This window comes from Dietzia sp. NPDC055877 (assembly GCF_053615975.1).
The window spans coordinates 1-19,617 of record NZ_JBSHCV010000029.1 but is presented as its reverse complement, the minus strand read 5'-3'; the positions used below and the strand labels follow the sequence as shown (position 1 = coordinate 19,617).

16 protein-coding genes are annotated in these 19,617 nt (G+C 63.2%); 10 read left to right on the top strand and 6 right to left on the bottom strand.

The genetic code is table 11. The features are described 5' to 3' along the window. Positions 1-390: 390 nt before the first annotated feature. The 3 genes from ACWGLC_RS17310 to ACWGLC_RS17300 all read right to left on the bottom strand — a co-directional run bounded on the left by ACWGLC_RS17310 (position 391) and on the right by ACWGLC_RS17300 (position 2,902). Entirely contained in the window at positions 391-1,086 is a 696-nt protein-coding gene (locus ACWGLC_RS17310) for a hypothetical protein (protein ID WP_452101028.1), read from the bottom strand. A 78-nt stretch (positions 1,087-1,164) separates the two neighbouring features. After that, a complete protein-coding gene (locus tag ACWGLC_RS17305; RefSeq protein ID WP_452101027.1) occupies positions 1,165-1,992 on the bottom strand; it encodes a YfbU family protein in 828 nt (275 codons plus the stop codon). A 127-nt stretch (positions 1,993-2,119) separates the two neighbouring features. After that, the gene (locus ACWGLC_RS17300) at positions 2,120-2,902 is read right to left on the bottom strand and encodes a recombinase family protein (RefSeq protein WP_452101026.1); all 783 of its coding nucleotides are present in this window, start codon (positions 2,900-2,902) and stop codon (positions 2,120-2,122) included. 274 nt (positions 2,903-3,176) lie between these two features. Between ACWGLC_RS17300 and ACWGLC_RS17295 the strand changes: the two genes are divergently transcribed. From ACWGLC_RS17295 to ACWGLC_RS17285, 3 genes are all read left to right on the top strand, one after another. Beyond that, complete coding sequence (locus ACWGLC_RS17295) at positions 3,177-6,458, top strand: type ISP restriction/modification enzyme (protein WP_452101025.1); 3,282 nt, start codon at positions 3,177-3,179, stop codon at positions 6,456-6,458. Between the two features lie 175 nt (positions 6,459-6,633). Then, on the top strand, positions 6,634-6,879 hold the full coding sequence (locus tag ACWGLC_RS17290; RefSeq protein WP_260485916.1) for a type II toxin-antitoxin system Phd/YefM family antitoxin: 246 nt from the start codon (positions 6,634-6,636) through the stop codon (positions 6,877-6,879). Between the two features lie 21 nt (positions 6,880-6,900). Further along, the gene (locus ACWGLC_RS17285; RefSeq protein WP_260485917.1) at positions 6,901-7,158 is read left to right on the top strand and encodes a type II toxin-antitoxin system RelE family toxin; all 258 of its coding nucleotides are present in this window, start codon (positions 6,901-6,903) and stop codon (positions 7,156-7,158) included. A 121-nt stretch (positions 7,159-7,279) separates the two neighbouring features. Here the strand turns inward: ACWGLC_RS17285 and ACWGLC_RS17280 are convergent, their stop codons facing one another. Next, on the bottom strand, positions 7,280-7,654 hold the full coding sequence (locus ACWGLC_RS17280) for a hypothetical protein (protein WP_452101031.1): 375 nt from the start codon (positions 7,652-7,654) through the stop codon (positions 7,280-7,282). 307 nt (positions 7,655-7,961) lie between these two features. Here ACWGLC_RS17280 and ACWGLC_RS17275 point away from each other — a divergent pair, with 307 nt between their 5' ends. The 3 genes from ACWGLC_RS17275 to ACWGLC_RS17265 all read left to right on the top strand — a co-directional run bounded on the left by ACWGLC_RS17275 (position 7,962) and on the right by ACWGLC_RS17265 (position 11,665). Then, a complete protein-coding gene (locus ACWGLC_RS17275; RefSeq protein WP_068427649.1) occupies positions 7,962-8,744 on the top strand; it encodes a ParA family protein in 783 nt (260 codons plus the stop codon). Between the two features lie 560 nt (positions 8,745-9,304). After that, positions 9,305-9,520, top strand: a complete 216-nt coding sequence (locus ACWGLC_RS17270; protein ID WP_378002173.1) for a toxin-antitoxin system HicB family antitoxin — start codon at positions 9,305-9,307, stop codon at positions 9,518-9,520. Positions 9,521-10,357: 837 nt separating this feature from the next. Continuing rightward, a complete protein-coding gene (locus ACWGLC_RS17265) occupies positions 10,358-11,665 on the top strand; it encodes a hypothetical protein (protein ID WP_452101024.1) in 1,308 nt (435 codons plus the stop codon). Between the two features lie 256 nt (positions 11,666-11,921). Here ACWGLC_RS17265 and ACWGLC_RS17260 read toward each other — a convergent pair whose 3' ends face one another. Continuing rightward, on the bottom strand, positions 11,922-12,161 hold the full coding sequence (locus ACWGLC_RS17260) for a helix-turn-helix domain-containing protein (protein WP_182657748.1): 240 nt from the start codon (positions 12,159-12,161) through the stop codon (positions 11,922-11,924). Positions 12,162-12,386: 225 nt separating this feature from the next. Here ACWGLC_RS17260 and ACWGLC_RS17255 point away from each other — a divergent pair, with 225 nt between their 5' ends. After that, positions 12,387-12,650 (top strand): hypothetical protein, encoded by a 264-nt coding sequence (locus ACWGLC_RS17255; RefSeq protein ID WP_182657749.1) that lies wholly within the window; start codon positions 12,387-12,389, stop codon positions 12,648-12,650. A gap of 148 nt (positions 12,651-12,798) precedes the next feature. Here the strand turns inward: ACWGLC_RS17255 and mobF are convergent, their stop codons facing one another. Beyond that, complete coding sequence (gene mobF / locus ACWGLC_RS17250) at positions 12,799-16,320, bottom strand: MobF family relaxase (RefSeq protein WP_452101023.1); 3,522 nt, start codon at positions 16,318-16,320, stop codon at positions 12,799-12,801. Between the two features lie 254 nt (positions 16,321-16,574). Here mobF and ACWGLC_RS17245 point away from each other — a divergent pair, with 254 nt between their 5' ends. From ACWGLC_RS17245 to ACWGLC_RS17235, 3 genes are all read left to right on the top strand, one after another. After that, the gene (locus tag ACWGLC_RS17245) at positions 16,575-16,931 is read left to right on the top strand and encodes a hypothetical protein (protein WP_452101022.1); all 357 of its coding nucleotides are present in this window, start codon (positions 16,575-16,577) and stop codon (positions 16,929-16,931) included. Between the two features lie 360 nt (positions 16,932-17,291). Next, positions 17,292-18,407: a tyrosine-type recombinase/integrase gene (locus ACWGLC_RS17240; RefSeq protein WP_452101030.1), complete on the top strand. Its 1,116-nt coding sequence runs from the start codon at positions 17,292-17,294 to the stop codon at positions 18,405-18,407. Beyond that, a complete protein-coding gene (locus ACWGLC_RS17235) occupies positions 18,404-18,730 on the top strand; it encodes a helix-turn-helix domain-containing protein (protein WP_452101020.1) in 327 nt (108 codons plus the stop codon). Before ACWGLC_RS17240 ends, ACWGLC_RS17235 begins: the two co-directional genes overlap by 4 nt. Positions 18,731-19,617: the final 887 nt, after the last annotated feature.

Below are 19,617 nucleotides of genomic sequence, written 5' to 3'. Positions count from 1 at the left end.
CGATCGTCAGCCAGATCGCGAGCCCCGAAACCCCACCACCCCAAGGGACTTACCCTTTAGTGGAAGGTGTTCGTGCCGCATGAGCACATGACCCTCCCCTGGCGACGCCAGCTCCTCAATGAAGATCCTGCCCGTCCGCGGTTGGCTAGATATCCCAGTCCTAAGTATCGCATCGGAATCGGACGCGACACTGCTAGATGGTTTTCGACTATGGCCGCGAGTTCTTGTCGCCACGTCGGCGCGGGTTCCACACCTCGGCCGACGGTACCGATCAGCCTGGGCGGTGTTCCCGAGCAGCAGGGTCCACAACCGCTGCGGCAGGGTCATGGCGCATGCTTGCAATCGTGGCATTGGTGCGAGATGATGGGAGCGAGCAGAGACCGGCACTTCCTAGCGGAACAGTCGGCTTACCCCTTGGACATATGCTGCGGCACCCAGGGGGTCGCTCTTATTTGCGGGCAGTTCGATCGTCACTGTTTGCCCGTCGAGGCGAGTGACGAGGTCTTCGTCGTGGGTGATGTACCGACGATAAGTGTGACTGACCAGATCGGGTAGCCAGAGTAGGTTCTCGATCGATGGGGATACGTGCATCACTGGGAAGTGCCTGCCGATCACGCCGCTCTGGCGCGCCTGCCTAATGGTGTGCAGGTCACGGTCGGTGTCTTGATGCCTGTTCTGTCGCTCTAGGACGATCATCTTGGCCTGCGCGGGGACGGTGCGTTGGTGGCCCTCGCCGGCGTCTGGGCGTGGAGCCTGGGATCCGAGTGCGGCGAGTAGCGCGGACAGGCTCACCGCACGCATACCGATGGCCTGGTCATCCGGACCAGGAGTGTGGCAGACGGCCAGGACGCAGGGGTCGCGATAGTCAGCGAGATAATCCGTCAGCGCTTCGATTTTCGGGAGTTCGTCATTGGTCTGCTGTGCGTCGACGGTATGCCACCAATTGCTGCCGACAATGCTGTGCAGGTCCGCGCGAATAGTCGCGTGATCGTCGATCGTCAGTAGCACCGCGGCCAGTGCGTAGAAGGGCTTCTCACCTCGGCGACACTCGTTGGGAAGTCGATACGCCTCGTCTACGAACGCCACCCGCTCTCCACTGGGCAGGCTTCGATAGCGGGCTGTTAGCCGGTCGAGATCCCCTCTGTTGCGCGGGTCCACGTTCCGTCAGCCTTCGACCGTGGAAGGCGATCCCGCCGTGCCACCCGACTGGTGGTCGAGCCTGCGTGAGGGGTGGGTTGCCGCGTCAGCCAGACGGTGCAGCTGGTCAGCTGTGAGTAGGTAGTCAGATAGTTCGAGACGGGGCTTTTGTTCGTGGCGGATGAGCTGGTACTCGCCAAGGATCCGCTGGTAGAGGTCCAACCTCGGCCCGTGGGAGTTGCCGTGGTCGTGATCAGGGCCTAGCACGGGGAGCACTTCGGACCAGCGGGTCTCGCTGACGAGATGCCGGACGTAGTCAAGGAGTCGCGTTTCGGCCTTGACCTGGTAATCAAAGCCGTCAAACTGGAGCAACCGTTCCGTGTCGTCATCTATGCTCTGTCCGGCGCCCCGAAGACGCTGGATGCTGACGGTGATGGTGCGAAACATGTCGAGTAGATCCATCACGAAGGTGCACTCGTCAGCCGTCAGTTCGGGGTGGGTACTGATGAACACGTCGCTGTATTCGGTGACGTACCCGCCTTCCAGAATCTGGGCGCGTTGGCGCTGATAGTCGGGGTCCCCCTCCACGTGGGCGCAGTCCTCAGTGGGGGCGTCTTCATGCGTGGGTGGCATGACGTGGGCGAGGATGCGGTGCTGCATGGCGAGCATCTGCCGTTCGTAGGTGGTCAGGGTGCGCGGCGCGGTCTCGGTCCACTGCCCCCGGGGATCGTCTCGAAGGATCAGCCCTTCCAAGGTGGATCGCACCAGGTCGGACAGGCTCACGCCCCGACTCTGCGCGAGCTCCTCCAGCTCGGAGCGCATGGCATCGTCGACACGGAACGCGATCGTCGCCACAACATCCTCCTCAAAACACCGTCAAACTACCTGTTTGACTGTTTTACGAAGCGTACCACAGTGGCGCGCCCGCGCGGAGGAGGAACGATGCAGAAAGGGGGACGGACCACCTACTTCAACGTGGGTGTCATTTGTTCTGGAGCGCCCGGTACAGCGTGGAGCGTCCGATTCCGAGATCGCGGGCGATCGCCGATGGCCCCTCCCCCGCCTCGATGCGGGCCCGGGCCTTGTCAATCTGTTCGTCGGTCAGGACGCGTTTGCGTCCCTTGTACTTGCCCTTCGCTTTGGCGATGGCGATGCCCTCGGCCTGGCGTTCACGGATGATGGCCCGCTCGAACTCGGCGAACGCCCCGAGCAGCGAAAGCATCAGATCGGCGCGAGGATCCTGGGCGCCGGCGGCGTAGGTGGCCCGCTCGTGGACGAACTCCACGCTGGCGCCCTTGGCAGTGATCTCACCGACGATCTGCTTGAGGTCGACCAGGGAACGGGCGAGTCGGTCCATCGAGGCAACAACCAACTCGTCACCGTCTCGCAGGTATCTGATGCACTCTTCGAGCTTCACACGATCGGCACGCGAGCGAGCGGACTGCTTCTCGATATAGACCCGGTCGCACTCCCCCACCGCCTCGAGCTGACGCGCCTCGTTCTGATCGGCGGCCGACACCCGCACGTACGCCACTCGCTGACCACGCGGACGCGAGGCCCGGCGAGCCGGCTTCGGATCCGGCTTTGGCTTTCGCTTCGGGTTCCGGTCGATGATGTTCTCTGAGTCCGTCGACTCCACCCGAAGGTTCCAGTCCAGCTCGTCCCGGCGCCGGAACCGAGTCCGCACGCTCCCGCGGCTGACGATCAGCACCTCCTCGCCACTGGCGCCCGAGCGGTTCAGCAACGTCCCGATCCGATCAGCCATCGAAAAGATCCTTTCGCCCGGAATCTGTATCAATAGATACTAGACCCGACGGGATGGCGTTTCATAAGTACCGAACTAGACCCTGTGACACAGCAGCGATCGTTGGCGGCGTTCCGTCCCGCACGGGTGTACCCCAACGGGACCCGACATAGTCGCTCATGGCGACCATCAGTCTGACCTTGCCACTCCGCGCCCACGGAGGCCTTGAGCTACGAGGTAGTGCTCCGGGAGATCAGCTGGGCTGACAACATTAGGGCTACCCGAAACGAGGAACATGGAGAACTACGTGGAAACTGCGGCTCTGCTGGAATTGGCGACGACATACTCCACGCGTGTTCAGTCCGCCGAACTCAGTGGCATCGCGGCCGAGCCTGAGGCGCAGCTGACCACCCCGATCGACAACTTTCTAACCGGCGTCTGCCACGAGGCCGGCGTCGGAGATCTCGTCTTGTTGCGCGAGGCCCAGCTTGATGGAGTGCGTCCGGATTTTGCCGCCACGATCGACAAGAAGCAGTGCGGTTGGATCGAGCTCAAGGCCCCGGGCCATGCTCTCAATGGCGAAAGATGGCGTGGACGGGAAGCTAAGCAGTGGCAGCTGCTCGCCCAACTTGATTCCCTGATCATTACCAACGGAGAAAATGCTGTCCTTTATAGAGAAGGAACAGTGATCTCGGAATGTTCGCTTCCGTTTGATTCGCCCGCTTCGTGGGATCCTTCCGCCCTCGTCAGAATGCTGCACTTCTTCAAGGAAGCACAAGCAACACCGATTAAACGCGTGAGCCAACTCGCCACCCGACTTGCGCCGCTAGCTCGCTTACTGCGGCAGCGCCTCGACGACGGTCTTACCGAGAACCGAGCACCCGTACTGCGAGCAAAGACCACGTGGGACACCACCGTGCACGCAACAACGTCGTCAGAACAGTTCTCCAGTGACGTTGCGCAGGTCATCTCCTATGCGATGGCGATAGCCGGACTTACAGGGAACGCCGACCACAACAAAGACGGTTCCGTGTCACTCCAAGAAGCCAAAGACTCCCTGACGGCCTCGCACCGAAATGTGCTGGCCGCTGCACTCGGTCCAGTCCTAGGCCTTCCTGACCTTATGGACTACATCGCCCCGGAACTCGGTGCAATCGTCCGGCTTGTGGCTAGCCTTGACGCTCCTGCAATCAAAAATTCCAAGGACTCTCGAGGCGAACCCTGGCTCTGGTTCTACGAAGACTTCCTAGCCAGCTACGACCCCGATGCACGTAACCGTTCGGGGGTCTACTACACGCCGACCAGCGTCGTGCAGTGCCAGGTCCGCCTCACCGACGATCTCTTACGTAACCGCTTCGGGCAAAAACTTGGCTTCGGCTCTGCCTCAGTGGTGACACTCGACCCAGCCACAGGTTCAGGAACCTACCCTCTCGCGGTGATCGACCAGGCCGTGGATACCGCCTTTGCCGAACGGGGCCCAGCTGGCTCAAAGCAGGTCGCCAAAAATCTCACCAAGAACGTCCTCGCCTTCGAATTATTACCCGGGCCATATGCCGTGGCGCAGTTGCGAATTGGGGAGCGCCTTGCGGAGGCCGAGGGTCATATGGTCCAGCTAAATGAGGTGGGCGTCTATCTGACCGACACCCTCGAAGATCCGCGTACTCCGATGCCGACTGGGCTCTTCGGCGATGCGCTCGTACTGGCAGAAGAAGCACAAAAAGCTCGAACGGTGAAGAAGGATCAACAGATCACTGTCGCTATCGGGAACCCCCCCTATGATCGAATCGACGCGGATTCAGGCGGCGGTTGGCTCATGGACCGCGGCCCCAACGGGGAGCCATCACTATTCGACGACGTCATCGACCCAGCGAAACAGGCTGGCGTCATCTTCTCGGCACAGGCTTCGCTATACAACCAGTACGTCTACTTCTGGCGGTGGGCCATCTGGAAGGTGTTCCAGAGCAAGCCTCAGGACAAGTCGATCATCTCTTTCATTACGGCATCCTCCTGGCTCGTCGGGCCCGCATTCGTTGGCCTGCGCAAATTGGCCGTCGATACTGCAAGCGAGATATGGGTAATTGATCTCGGCGGAGAGGGGCGCGGAGCCCGAAAAGAAGAGAACGTCTTCGACATTCAGACCCCGGTCGCCATCGTCACCTTGGTTCGGTCCGGAAAAGCGTCTCGAGCAGCGACGGTGCACTACCGTCGCATCCGGGGCACCCGAGCAGAGAAGTTCGAAAAGCTGGACCAGCTCCACCACCTCGACCCTGCAGACGGTTGGACTGTGGTCGAGGCCTCCAATGGCGAGCCTTTCATGCCCGAAAGTGCTGACGAACAATGGTCCACGTTCCCGCTCCTATCCGACCTGTTCCCGTGGCAACAACCGGGAATTATGTACAACCGCAGCTGGCCGGTCTCGCCCTCACCCGTAACACTTCAACGACGTTGGCGAGACCTCTTAGAGACGGAGGAGGCCGCTGAACGAGCAGAAAAGTACGTCACACCCAAGACCGGGCGAAACATCCACACCAAGGTCGGCGGATTGACTCCTCTTGCCAACCTGCCAGCCGACGCAGAGCCGGAACCGATTGTCCGCGTCGGCTGGAGGTCCTTCGATCAGCAGTGGACCTTCGACGACCCGCGTCTGGCGAAGACCGAGAGCCCAGCCCTATGGCAGGCACTCTCTGACAAGCAGATTTTCTTGGTCTCACCTTGGAGCGCCCGCATCAGCCATGGTCCAGCAGCGACCGTGTCAACGGCAGTTCCCGACAAGCACTACTACAACAATCGTGGCGGCAAGGACGTTCTTCCTCTGTACCGGGACGCTGCTGCTACCCAACCGAATATTGCGAATGGCCTTTTAGACCTCCTTTCGGACCGGCTCGACACAGCGGTCGGACCGGAGGACTTCCTCGCCTACTGCTACGCAATACTGGCTCACCCCGGATACACGGTAACGTTCACCGAGCCTCTGGATTCCTCTGCTGCTCGTGTGCCCATTACTGCAGACAGAGAGCTGTTCATCTGGGCCGTCGAGCTCGGGCGCCGTCTCCTGTGGCTGCATACTTTCGGAGATCGATGCTCCGACAGTGGTCGGCCGGATAAGAGAGTCACCCGACGAGACGGTCTGGAGTGGCTTAAGCCAGTGACCTCAATTCCGGCGACCACCCGCGACCTCCACTACAACTCAGCTACGCACCAGCTGGTCATTGGAGATGGCATTGTCGGGGGAGTCCTCCCCGAGGTGCGCGAGTTTGCCGTCTCAGGAATGAACATCCTGGACAAGTGGCTCGGGGCCCGCACTGCCAAAGGGATCGGCAAAGCTGCGCAGAAGACCGCGACTCCGCTAGATAGGATCAGACCCACCGAGTGGGAAGACGAGTGGAATGACGAACTGCTTGACCTGCTTCGGGCGTTGACCGCCACGGTGGAGATCTACCCCGAACAAGCACAATTGCTCGCCGCAGTTCTCGCTAGTCCGTTGATCGGCTCTAGCGATTTGCCCGTCCCTACCGCAGAGGAGCGAGCAGTCCCTGCAACGATCGTCCGTAACCACCTCCAGGAGGAACTGAGCTGAAGACTCGCGAGGTGTCGTCGATCACGGCGAACCGCGCGTTCGCCCGGGCGCCCGCGCCGATAATGTGGATTCAGTCAAGTGTGCAGGTCAGAACAGATGAGACGATCCCGCCGCCCAGACCACTAGGGACACCACCTAGTCGACCGAGACTTGTACAAGATGTATTATTGGTGTCATGGTGACCACGACGCTTAGCAACTTCCGCGCCAACCAGAGCGAGGTACTCGACGCCGCACAGCGGGCGCCGGTCGAGGTCCTCAGCCGAGGCAGCCGTCGTCGCGCCGTCGTCGTCTCTCCTGAGTTCTTCGACCGCGCGCTGCAGGCCCTGGAGGATCAGGCCGACGTTCGCGGCGCAGCCGAGGCCCGCCGCGAGGACGACAGCATCTCCCACGAGGACCTCAAGGCAGAACTGGGACTCTGAGTCTGCGCGCCCCACTCGCTGATGCCCTACTCGATCACCTATAAACCCTCGGCCGCCAAAGCCCTCCGCAAAGTTCACCCCACCGAACAAAAGCGAATCGTCCGCGCCATCGAAGCCCTCGCGGTGACACCGCGACCGCCCGGCGCGATTCAGCTCGCCGGAGGCGAAGGTGAACTACGCATCCGCGTTGGCGACTACCGCATCATCTACGACATCGAAGACGACGCCCTCGTTGTGCTCGTGCTGCGCATTGGGCACCGCGGCGACGTCTACAAGTGACCCCGTCCCACGCCAAGTCGCCGCCAAGCGTTCGGGGACGCACTACCCGCCGGCGCCGATAAGACGCGTTCCGACAATCCGCACCCCGTCTCACTCCCCCACGGCATCACTAGGTCGCTACTCAGATGTGTCCGCGGCGCCACGGCCACACTGACAGTCCCACCAGGACTAGCGCGGCGATTGGCAGGATCCACCGCCCCAGCAGAAAAGCTTGGAGCTGCCGCAGCTGCTCGTCACTCAAAAACTGTAGGCCGCTGCCCCGGTCCGCCAGCGACATGTACATCGTCCAGGCACTGGCCGCACTGATCCCCGGTAGCCACATGTGGAGCGACCCGGCCACCAAGAGCACCGCCATCGGGAAGAACACCCAGAACCACGAGAAGCCCTCGCGATTCTGCGCGGCGTGCCGAGGCGGGACGGCAGCTCTGACCAGCACGACCATCAACACTGCGAACGTCCACACCCCCACCATCACGCTGCCGGCAACCGCCATCATCAATGACACCAGACCCAATCAATCGCGGTTAGTGCTGGTATGCGCATTTCCGTGGCCTTCGCCGTGGTGGAGGACTGTCAGTCGAGCCGCAGTTAGCTACTGTAGCAATGCGCGCATTGCTAGCACTGCTAGCTAGCCTGGCACGTATAGTTACGTGCGCTTTGCGAGTTTCCGTTGCACAGATAACTATGAGAGGTAACGTAGCTAGAGATGCAGCACTAGCTACCAACGAGTACCTCAGTGCACATACATGGCCAGCCAAACTAGCGGCTACCTCTGGCTGGCATCCACTTCGAGAGGAACGTACATGATCCGAAAGTTAGCGCTCTGTAATCAGAAGGGCGGCGTCGGCAAAACTGCAACGACGCTCGGGCTGGCTAGTGCGCTGAGCGCTCAAGGGCGCAACGTTCTGATTGTGGACGTCGATCCCCAAGGGAACTCCACCACGGGACTCGGTGTCGAAATCACGGACGGCATGATGACCACGTTCGACCTCATGAACCGAACAGCTTCGGGATCTGCGGCCGACGCCGTCATCGCAACTCCATGGGACAGGGTTGACCTCATCCCGTCCAACGAAGCACTAGCCAACATCGAATCAGACGGCGCCAACGATTTGATCTTCCGCCTCGACATCGCATTCGAGGGGCTCGACCTCTCGCCCTACGACGCGGTCCTCTTCGATTGTCCACCGTCACTGGGGAAGTTGCTCTTTGCCGTGCTGTGCGCAGTCGACGGGGTCATTGCTGTGACCGAGCCGACCATCGACAGCGTCCGGGGGATCGAGAACCTTCAGGAAACGATCCGCAATGTTCAGAGACGACCGAACCCCCGGCTCGTAATGGAAAAAATCGTCCTTAGCCGTAAACGGGCCACCGGGGAGCACCAATTCCGCGAACGCGAGTTGCGTAGCACTTACGGAGAACTGGTCGCGAAGACCGCCATTCCGGAACTTACCGCCCGACAGGACGCACATAGCACTCACACGCCGATCCACAAGTTTACTGGCGGCAAGGCATTGGCTCTCCAGGTGGCTTACACAGATCTACTTTCCGAGCTGGCGATCGAATTCGAAGGAAACGCAGCATGAGCGTCCAGCGTGAACCCGCAATCCGACGAGCTGCCCACCCCGCAGCAGACTTGCCAGAACGGCCTACCCCGGCCACCACACCGGCCGCTGCCGTGCCGCTTCCCTCCCCACAGCCAACCCAGCCAGCTGGGCGTGGGGAGGAGCGACTGACGGAGCAGCACAATGTCCGGCTGCGCCCATCAACGAAAGCGCGGCTACTCCGCGCTGTCGACAAGCTTCGCTACGAGACAGGCGACCGCTCTATAAGCATCGCATCTATCACCGACATCGCAATCGTCGAGTACTTGGAGTCTCAAGACTGCTGATCAGGAATCAACAGTCTTGAGCAGCATCGGATCGGGCGCCGGCGCCCACTAGCGCCCTCCGAATGGCGCTGGTTCTGGTCGATGCTCTCAGACCAATGCCAAACTCGAGTTTCAAGCGAGGATGGCGGGCCGCCGACCCACGATCGACTGACTCCTGAACTTCAGCCTGCCGTCCCACGCACTATCTACCGTCATTTTTGACGTCGTGAGCGTGTCGCACCCATTTCTGACGTCAGGCATGCGAATTTTGACGTCATGGCGACCACACGTTCTGGGCCGGGCAGACCAGCCCTAGGGGAGCGGACACGCATGACGGTCCGCGTACCTTCGGATGTTTACGACGCGCTTCGACGTGAAGCCAAAGCACGTGGCATCTCCATGAACCAGTATGTAGCCGAAGTCGCTGCGACACACCTCGGCATGCCCGAAGCCGTGTCGAATTTTGACGACCAGGAGGCGATCCCAGCGTGAAGTAGTCAGATCTGTGACTGACAACTAAAGATCATGCAATCCGCAAAATGACTGATCCCGGCCCACTGACCGGTGGACCGGGATCGAAAGTCAAGAGTTTGAGTTGGCGCTCGAACTCGGGGTTGCTCACCATTTAGGAGAGCTGTGCTTCCAGGCACCTCTCAGGGTAGGTCATACCTTCCGGACGGTCCACTCGTTCCGGACGGCGTGTCCTATTCTGATACCAGAAAAACCGCATCCCATCAGGCCAACACGTGGTGGGAATCAGTGGCGAGTGCGTGGAGTCCGCGCCCGTATGTGCGTGTCGATCCACGCAAAGCGCACACCTTCTCGACAACTCGACGCTTCACCGACGGCGCCCCCGGCCCGGATGTGCCATATGCGCTGCATTTGACCGATGACGCCGGCCGCTTTCGCCTGCTTGCTCTGGACTTTGACGCCCATCACGCCGGCTCAACCGCCACCGCAGACCTCGCCAACTGCACCTCCGCTTTGAGCGCCACCGGGGTCGAACATCTGGTGTGCTCATCCGGGCCCGGTGGGGGATACCACGTGTGGATCCGCCTCAGTGCCGCGATCTCACCGGCCCGGCTCGCACCACTAGTGGACGCATTCGCCGCCGCCTGGCCTTCACTTGACCGCGGACCTCTGGCAAACCCTCGCACCGGCTGCGTTCGCGCTCCGGGCTCGCCCCACCGCTCCGGCGGAGCCTCGGTCCCTCTCAGTAGCACCGACATTCGCCCCGCATCTCTTCGAGCCTTACATCGGGTTACCGAACACCTCGACACGCGTCCGAGTCCCATTTCAGGGCCGCATCCGCAGGTGACGACCCGGCCGGTGCATGTTGATATCCAGGGGCGTCCGTACCTGGCCGGCCCACGCCGACCGCTCGCCGCCAGGATTCGCGCTCTCGCCGACACCCCGATCGCTGCCGGCACAGATGCCTCAGCGATTGGGTGGTCCATCCTGCTGGCCTGCGCACATGCCCGTATGCAACACCGAGACCTCGCCGAGGCAGCATTCACGGCGCGGTGGCCGGGTCTGGAGTTCCTGCGCACCCACCGCACAGCAGTCGGCCGGACCCCGCGCCTGGACGCCGAGCAGGAGCTCGCACGTCAGTGGACCAAAGCCGTCACCGCGGCCAGCTACACCGGCCCCGCCACCTGCACCACCAGCCCAGCCCGGCACACCGTGGAACAGACCGTCGCAGACCTGTTAACCCGAATGGACAGCAAACCGCAGCAGTGGCAGGGAAAAACCGGGTCCCAGGCACGCCTGGTCCTGCTCGCCCTAGCCGCCCGCACCCTCGATGCCGCCACTGAAGAAGTCCATTTCTCCGAAAGAGATTGGGCCTTGGCAGCGGGCCTGGCCCGAGACACCGTCGCAGACCGGCTTAAAGACCTGACCGACCGCGGCTGGATCCGGCGCACCCGGCGGGCGGTGGGCCCGTGGGCCGCGACCTGGAGGCTGGTAGCGCACGGGGGCGGGGAGACAGGAAGTGGCGCAGTATTTTCCCCAGCCCTTGAGCAGCGGCTGCGAGCAGAGCTGGAATCCGCCCGCGCGGACATCTGGCATGCCCGTTCGCTAGGGGTGCTCGGCTTGCGGGTGTGGGATCTGCTGCGCACGCAGCGCCTGCCGGTGCGGCAGATCGCCGCTCGTCTTGGGATCTGCGCGGCAACGGTGCGCAGCAAGCTTGGCGCACTCCAGGCGTACGGCTTGTGCACCTCGAACGGGCGCGTCTACCAGGGCCGCTCCCGGTTAGCCCGGGCAGCGGCGCTAGCTGGGGTGACGGGAGCGCATGCAGATCGGATGCGGTTGTACCGGTTGCAGTCGGCGGTATTTGTGTGGTGGTTCACCACCCGCTACCAGCAAGATCAATCCGACGCGCTAGGGGAGTGGGGCCACTTCCCGACTCCCGGTGAGGCCGAGCAGGTCCACCCGGTCGACATTGCGCTGGCCTACGGAGCAACAGCCACCGGCCCGCCGGTGGAAGCAACCACGTGGGGGGCCGCAATGGCTGCTCAAGACCGGCATCGGGAGGCTGACCCGGCAAGCTGGTGGGAGCTGGTTGCCGCGGCCCGTGCTGCCCTGCCCGCCCCAGATGTGCTGGCCGCCCCTCACCAGTGGTCGAGCGCCGCAGCCTGATCCTGGCCAGAGGTCGTGGCTTAGAGGGACGCTCACCACAGGGCAGGGGAGAAGACGATGGGTTCCTGTTCCGCGGTGTGGGTGTCGTGTTGGTGTTCTGCGGCTCGGTGGCCAAGGAACAACACAGCGAAGACGCTAGGGGCGTAGTCGGTGCCGGCTGGAGCTTCGGCCGGATCGGAGGTGGCGGTGTCGGTCCGGTGGGAACTGATCACCACTGCCAGCAAAGTCGCCTGAACGCGCGCCAACGCACGTGTGGTCAGGGAGCAGGCGGGCGGTGCAGGCCTTCTACTAGGTGGGCGGGATCGACGCGCAGCGCGGCGGCAAGGCTGAGCAGGTTCAGCAGTCCGACGTTGCGTTCACCGCGTTCGACCGAGCCAACGTAGGTGCGGTGTAGACCGCACGCTTCCGCCAACGCCTCTTGTGACAGTCCGGTACCTGCGCGTGCGGTGCGGACACGGGTGCCGAACTGGGTGAGCAGGTCGGCATCGCAAAGCATGCCTTCACATTCACCCGATGAACACTATCGGTCTACAGACTATGAGTAGCATCTAGTGGTTGTTGATTACGATAACCACCACCAAGGGAGCACATGCCTAAATCGAAAGGCAGAAAGACCAAGAACACTCGGTCCCGAAACCGGGTGGACCCCCGAGCGTCGACAACGTCGACGGTAGCGCCGTCTCAAGCGCTGTACTTGCCGTTGCCGTACCCGGCCTGGCAGATGTCCGAGGTCGTGGCAACGATCCAAAAGGTGGTGCCGTCCCTGACTGAGGAGGTGCTGCTGGAGATGCTGCTGTCGCACCCGCTGCATCTGCGTGATGTTGACGGAGCCGCGCACTCGATCACGCCGCTCGATCTCGTTGGCGATGACCAAGCCAGTGCTAGCGACGTGCTGGCGTCCCTGAAGGTGCTGCACGAGCTGGGAATGTTGACCTGGGACGCCACCTCGCGCACCCATCTATTCAAAGAATCTGGCCACGCCTAACCCTTGGCGAGATGCTCGCACCGTACCGAGAGGCTGATTGCCGCGGCCAGCGCAGCCCATTCCCGCCCCTGACGTACTGGCCGACCCCACCAATGGGCCGCCACTGCTGCCTGACATCTCAGATGGCCGCCGGCTCACAACAGGGCTGTCACCACAGGTCGGGGGAGGAGTCGGTGACAGGCCCCCACGCCGATGGGCTTGCCGTGTGGGTGTCCGGGCCGTGCTCTCGTTCGGCGGCTCGGTGGGCGAGGTAGGACGTGGTGAAGTCGCTCACGGTGGCGGCAGGAGACTCGGCCGGCGCGGTGGTGAGCGTGTGGCGAGTGTCGGTCAGCCACGTGGCCAGTTCCGGGTCACCGGTGGTGGTTTCTGGTGGGGGAATGGGCAGTTCGAGCTTCTCACCGACCTCGCGGGTCACGTGTCGGATTCGGTGGGCGATGACTGCGCCAGCGGATTTCGCGGTGTCGAGGGTGTCGGTGGCCTGGGCCCACATTTCTCGGGGGTCCAGGCCTGCCAGTGCCGCTTCGGTCCAGGCGTGCGCAATCTCGGTGCGCAGCTCGGGATCAGCATCAATCTGGTGGGCGTAAGCCCGCGGGAGAGCGTCGATGTACTCGGGCAGGGTGGCTGCGGTGAAGGTTCTGGCGGCGAGTTCTGCGCCGTGCCGGTAGAGCTGTTCCAGGCGTGCGGGGTCGGTGGCGTCGGTGTATTCCTGCCGCAGGGTTTCGATGGCCGAGGTGTGGCGGGTGTCGCGGGCCAGGACCGTGGACAGCACTTCTTGGGCGGTTGGTGCGGGGCGGTCGCCGGCGGAGTGCATGTGTCCGTCTTCGGCGGAGAGGTCGAGGTCGGGTTCGCAGACCGTGTAGACGCGGTTTTCTTTCTTGCCGCGGGTCATGGCGACGTACAGGCCGGCCCGATCGACGGAAGTGTCGATGACGGCGTGGGTGGTATCCACGGTGGAGCCTTGGGCGCGGTGGATGGTGGCCGCGTAGCCCAGGTGCATGTTGGTGCCGGCGTAGTCGGCGGGGATGAGCATGTCCTGGCCGGTGTTGATGTCGCGTACGGCGAGTGTGCCGTCGTCGGCGAGGTCGGTGACGGTGAAGAGTTGGCCGTTGATGACCCGCCCGAGGTATTTGCTGTCTGTGGTGTAGAGCTTCGAGTTCTTGCGGGCGATGACGGTGTCTCCGACGCCGACGGTGTCTGAGCGGGAGACGGTGGTGGTGCGGGTGTCGTCGACGAGGCCTTCTGCGATGCGTTGTGCGCGGATGACTTCGTTGAGGGTGTCGACGTCGTCGTTGCGGGAGGCGATGATCAGTGACTTGCGGCCGGCGTCGCGGTCGGCGAGGTAGGCCTGCACGGCGTCGGTGAGCATGGACTCTCGGTGTCCACCACTGATCCAGTCGCGGCCTTGGTATAGCTCGAGGGCATCGGTGTCGCCGACACGAAGCCCCAGTGTTGCTTCTGCTTGCTGGGTGTCTGCTCCCATGCGCATGACCTGGTCGAGCTCTACGGTGCCGGGGGTGCGGCACACTTCCGCGAAGATGCCGCCGGAGTTGACCGCGGACAGCTGGTACGGGTCGCCGATCAGTCGCACGACTGCCCCGGATTCGGCGGCGATCTCGGTCAGTGCGGCGAGGTTCTCGGTGCTGGCCATTCCGGCTTCATCGACCAGGAGCATGTCGCCGGGGTTGATCTGTACCGGCAGTGCCGACAGGGTTTGTCCGGGCTGGTTGGGGTGGAGTCCTCGCCAGGTGAAGGTCAGTGAGTCGATGGTGTGGGCGGGGGCGTGGATGTCTTCTGACAGCACGCTGGCGGCGGCGGCAGAGGGAGCCAGCCCGATCGCCTTCCGTCCTGTTTCTTGCCAGGTATCGGCCACGATCTTCATCGAGGCGGTCTTGCCGGTGCCGGCCGGCCCGACCCCTGCGGCCACGAGTGTTCCGACGGTGAGCAGGTGCTGTGCCAGAGCGTGCTGGCCGGGGTTCAGGCTCCACCCGGTGGCCGCGAGGTGGGCCTGCTCGGCAGCATCAAGTGCGGCGTCGGTGGCGAACACTGCGACCGGGGTTTGGGCAGCGTCAAGGACAGCGGTTTCGGCGTCGAGGACGGCGTCGGTGGTGAACTTTTCGCTGTTGGCGTGCCGGTCAATTCCCCTGTCTTGCTCAGTCATCAACTGCGCCGGCAGAGTCAGTGGTTCCGGTGGTGTCAGGGGCACCGCAATGCTTTCCATGGCGTACTCCAGCACAGCGGCGTGGGCTCGATTCAGCTCCTCGTCGGTGGTAAAGCGGTAGCCCTTGAGTGCGGTGGATACGGCGGTGTCCACGTGTGAGGCGCGGAACTGTGCACGCATCTGGGTCACCCGTGAGATGGCCTGCCGAGCCACCAGCTGGGTGTGCTCCTGGACGTCAAATACCGGTCGCTCTGTTTCGGTATCGGAGGCGGTCACGCGCTCGGTGATGGCCTCGACTGCTTCGGCTCCCACGCGCTCTTGAGCGGCCTGTCGCCACGCGTTGCGGAGTTCGTCAAGGGACTGCGCGGGCTTCTTGGCGTCACGAGTGTCCAGGATCGCCTTCTGCCACAGAGCGTAGGCAGCACGTTGCGAAGGTTGGCGCCCGTGGGTGTCGACAAACTCGGCAACTAGGCGGTCGTAAACAGGTCTGGCGAGGGTGCGGCGGGATGAGAATGCGTCGATGAGTCGGCGGTCAATCCCGGCGATTTCCCAGATCGGAGCCTTATCCCGGTGTGGGTAGTGGGCCTCGAACTCGACACCCATCTGGCGGGTGAGCTTGTCGTGCAGGATCGCATCGTAGCGGGCCGAGATCGCTTGGTGCATCTGGTGGATTGCCCGTGAATCCAGGCTCAACCATCGTCCGTCGGGGCCTTGCACTTTATTGGCGACTAGGACGTGGGAGTGCAGGTCCGGGTCGCCTCCTCGGGTATCAAAATGGGTGAACTCCGAGGCGATGAGTCCCCGGGTTTTGACCTGCTGGATTCCTTTGACACCGACGCGGGTGTAGATGGCGTTGTCCTCTGCCCAGGACAGTGCCTCGGCCACGGCTTCGTGGTGCAGTGCCGCCACTCTCGCGGACGTCTGTTCGTCTGCCAGTGCCCACAGAACGCTGACACTTTTCACCGGAGAGAAGGTGAAGTCGAACCCGGCGACTGCGTGCTTTACCTGGTCGCGTTCGCGGTTGATCCAGGCAACGATGTCTTTGCCGGAGGCGTGTTCGTAGCCGAACTTCTCGGTGTAGAACGGGCGACCTATCTGCTCGGCCAGCTGCGCCCGCTCCTGCACAGTGGGTCGCCTTTTCTCGGTTGACAGGAACTGCTTCTCGGCAGCAGATAGTGCGGCCAGAACCTCGGAGGTTCCGGTGAAGACCGGGAAGGATCGTCCGAGTTTGCAGTCAGACAGTGATGTTCCGGCGAGCATCTTCTCGTCGGTGTCCGGGTGCAAACCTTCGCCGTAGAGCGCAGCCATCTGCGATTCCGTGACGGTGGCCCCGGACGTGGTTGCCTCAGAGTTCAGACCGGTGAGGCCGGCGCCGATCCAGCGCCCAGGCGGGGTGCCTTTCGCCGCGTAGTAGTCCGACAAGGACTTGCCCTCGGGGTCGGCGTCGTTGGTGGCCACCGAGCGCAGCAGGTACTGGTATCCAGTACCTGCATGTACCGCTCGGAGGGTCATCATGTGCTCCAGCGTAGGCGTGTTGAAAGGCGGCGTCTACGCGTCGCGTCGCGCGACGCCGTGACCAGTGCCTTCCCGATCTCACTAATAGTGCCTACTGTGTGTGGCTGTTTGAGACGAGCGAAGGCGAGGATCAAGGAGCACGGAACGTGCGACAGGATCGGTGACAAACGGCGACGGTGACAGCGGGATCGGCGAGACGGTGTGCTGGTTGAGCATTGCGACACGTAACTTGGGGCAATAAGCTCGGAATCATGGTGGCTACCAAGACCGATTCACGTTCACAGACTGCACGGGCCCGCGCTCGTCAGGCGATGGCCGACGAGCTGGAGCGAGCACGTAAACGCGAGGCGAAGCTCGTCGCGGTGTTCTCTGCGATCGACGCCCGCGATGACGCACAGGTCGCCCTCGGCGAAGCGCTGATCGAGCTTCGAGATCTTGGCGTTGCGCAGGCTGATCTGGCGGAGATGACGGGACTGTCGGCCCGCGAAGTTGGTGCAGCGGTCCGCAGCGCAAAGGACAACGAGACCACGACCGATGACACGGTCAGTGATGACGCCGCGGCGGTAGACCAGCCCACTACGGACACCAACGGTGACCAGCACCAGTGAGCGCCCGAACGGGCGGCGGTTCGAGGACATTCCACTCCCGGGAATGGACCTCGACCGCCGACCTAGGACTGCTCCGCAGCGGTCCCGCCCGTACGACTCGACGCTTGCTCCGACAAATGCGGCGATAGCGGCATTCACCTCCCGCGTCGTACGCGCTCCAGGCAATGGATGCCACATCTGGACCGGCGCCGTCTCCGACGGGTACGGAAGATACCGAGCGAAGTTACATCTGATCGACTATTCGACCTCATTGTGAACCTGCTGGACGCCCATTGGAACGCGCTTCCGAATCACACTGGCGTCGCTGGACCTCCACTTTCGCCATTGCATTAGACAACTCGATGTTGCATCGTGTGCAACATGGTTGTGAGGGGTGAGCTCCCCGGTTCCGCACGCCAGGCCCTACCGGACGGCGTGACGTTCCTCGACGCCAAACCCACCGTGCTCGAGGCGATGCTCGACGGGTGGGCGATGCAACAGCGGGCCCGATTTCTCAAGGCTAAGACGATCGAAGTACGTATCGCTTTGATCCGACGCTTCGCCGTCTTCAGCAACGACTACCCGTGGGCCTGGACATGCTCAGACGTCGAAGCGTTCATCTCCGACCGCCAGCAAGCAGAGCAGCCGATCGCGATGTCCACCGCGCGGATGTACGAGATCACCATCCGAATGTTCCTGACCTACATCACCGATCCCCGGTACGGCTGGATCGGAACATGCAAGCAGCTCTTCGACGCGGTGCCGCAGCAGATCCTGCACGAGTGGAACACCATCGTTCACACCACCGACTACGAAGGCGCCCCCGGCCGCCGACCACTGACCTACGACGAAGTGCAGGCACTGTTCGATGCCGCCGACGGACGAGCCGAAGCGATCCCGGGAACCGGACGCAAGGGCGCGCTGACTGCGCAACGCGACGCCGCGCTTTTGAAGACGATCTACGCGTTCGGACTCCGTCGCCAGGAAGCGTGGGGCCTGGATATAACCGACCTACGGCACAACCCCACCACGCCGGGCTACCACGACTGTGGCGCTGTGTTCGTCCGGTTCGGCAAAGCCAGCAGGGGAGGGGCGGCTAAACGTCGCACCGTGCTGACCGTCCCGGAAATGGACTGGATCGTGCCGATCCTGGAGAACTGGCGAGACGAAATCCGGCCACTGCTGGGATGCCGATCCCATCCAGCCTTGTGGGTCACCGAACGCTCGGACCGCATCTCGATGCGCCGCATCAATGACGCGTTCACCGCCGCCCGCGACGCGGCCGGCCTGGACCCGGTGCTGGACCTGCACTGCCTGCGCCACTCCTACGTCACCCACTTGGTGGAGTTCGACTACCCCGAACGGTTCGTCTCCACTCAGGTCGGGCACTCCTACGCCGCGACCACCGCCATCTACACCGGCGTGTCCGACGAGTACCGCAACCGCTTGCTGCGCCGATCCTTAAGCCGCCACCCCGACCTCTGGGAGAGCCCGTGAACAAGAAGATGAGCTACACCTGGCACCTGCGCACCCTGATGGCCGAACGCGGACACTTCGCCACCAGCGACCTCGTACCGCTCCTGGCCGAACGCGGCGTCCACCTGTCCCGCGAACAGGTCTACCGCCTTGTCACTACCACCCCGCAACGCCTCAGCTTGGACGTGCTCGCGGCACTGTGCGACATCCTCGACGTCGACACCTCCGACCTCATCGAGATCACCGCCGCCAACGTCTCGGTTACCAAACCCACCGGCACCGCCGAAGCCGGCCACCCGCCGCCAGTACGACGCACCACGATCCGCCGACCCACAGGCTCATGACCGACCCCACGACCGGCCTGGCGGCCGTGCTCGCCTTCCTCCATCCCGACCACCCCAAGGCGGCACATCGCGCCGCGATCACCGCCGCGGAACTGTTACCGGACGAGCTCCAACACGTGCTCTACTACGTGCGCCGCCACCCCGAAGCAGTGCGCACCCGCCCCGACGACGCACCGCCCGGGCTGCACCGGGTACTCGACCAGGTCGCGGCGCTTCCGACCGAAGTGATCACCCCGCCACAGTGCGCAGGATGTGGCAAACAGCGTCGCCTGCGCTACCGCGCACCGAGCGGGGGACGCTGGTGCCTGTCCTGCTACAACGCCTCCCGGCGAACCCCGTGCCGGCGATGCGGAACACTCGCGGTACCCGCCGCCCGCGAAGACGACGCCGTGCTCTGCGCTCAATGCCGACGCGCAGACCCCGATCGCCGACCACCATGCTCACGCTGCCAACGGCCCCGCCCGGTGGCCTACCGCATCGATGGACAACCCCTCTGCCAGGCCTGCGGGCCCAAGAAGCTGTACACCTGCAGCGACTGCGGACGCCCCGATCAACCGGCCCACGCCATCACCGACACCGGACCGCTCTGCCCGCGCTGTTACCACCGCAGCCGCTCACGCACCTGCCACCACTGCACGCGATCTACGCCTCACGCCCGCCGCGACAAACTCCCAGGCACGTGGATCTGCTACCGCTGCTACACCCCGCCGAACGCCGAATGCACCATCTGCGGTCACACGAAACCCTGCGACAGGGGAGTTCCCACCGGGCGACCAATCTGCTCGTCATGCCGATCCAAACAACGACCCCACCGGCAGGCCAGGCCCGCAACTGGAGTGTTCCCGCTAAAGTGGCCACTGAAATTAAGCAGCGAGTTCGTATATGTC

Excerpts from the sequence above, each read along its gene's own strand:
- ACWGLC_RS17290 (WP_260485916.1), top strand. The coding sequence starts at position 6,634 with ATGGTGACCACGACGCTTAGCAACTTCCGCGCCAACCAGAGCGAGGTA.
- ACWGLC_RS17275 (WP_068427649.1), top strand. The coding sequence starts at position 7,962 with ATGATCCGAAAGTTAGCGCTCTGTAATCAGAAGGGCGGCGTCGGCAAA.
- ACWGLC_RS17295 (WP_452101025.1), top strand. The coding sequence starts at position 3,177 with ATGGAGAACTACGTGGAAACTGCGGCTCTGCTGGAATTGGCGACGACA.
- mobF (WP_452101023.1), bottom strand. The coding sequence starts at position 16,320 with ATGACCCTCCGAGCGGTACATGCAGGTACTGGATACCAGTACCTGCTG.
- ACWGLC_RS17240 (WP_452101030.1), top strand. The coding sequence starts at position 17,292 with ATGGTTGTGAGGGGTGAGCTCCCCGGTTCCGCACGCCAGGCCCTACCG.
- ACWGLC_RS17255 (WP_182657749.1), top strand. The coding sequence starts at position 12,387 with ATGTCCGAGGTCGTGGCAACGATCCAAAAGGTGGTGCCGTCCCTGACT.
- ACWGLC_RS17270 (WP_378002173.1), top strand. The coding sequence starts at position 9,305 with ATGGCGACCACACGTTCTGGGCCGGGCAGACCAGCCCTAGGGGAGCGG.
- ACWGLC_RS17280 (WP_452101031.1), bottom strand. The coding sequence starts at position 7,654 with ATGATGGCGGTTGCCGGCAGCGTGATGGTGGGGGTGTGGACGTTCGCA.
- ACWGLC_RS17300 (WP_452101026.1), bottom strand. The coding sequence starts at position 2,902 with ATGGCTGATCGGATCGGGACGTTGCTGAACCGCTCGGGCGCCAGTGGC.
- ACWGLC_RS17260 (WP_182657748.1), bottom strand. The coding sequence starts at position 12,161 with ATGCTTTGCGATGCCGACCTGCTCACCCAGTTCGGCACCCGTGTCCGC.
- ACWGLC_RS17245 (WP_452101022.1), top strand. The coding sequence starts at position 16,575 with ATGGTGGCTACCAAGACCGATTCACGTTCACAGACTGCACGGGCCCGC.
- ACWGLC_RS17285 (WP_260485917.1), top strand. The coding sequence starts at position 6,901 with ATGCCCTACTCGATCACCTATAAACCCTCGGCCGCCAAAGCCCTCCGC.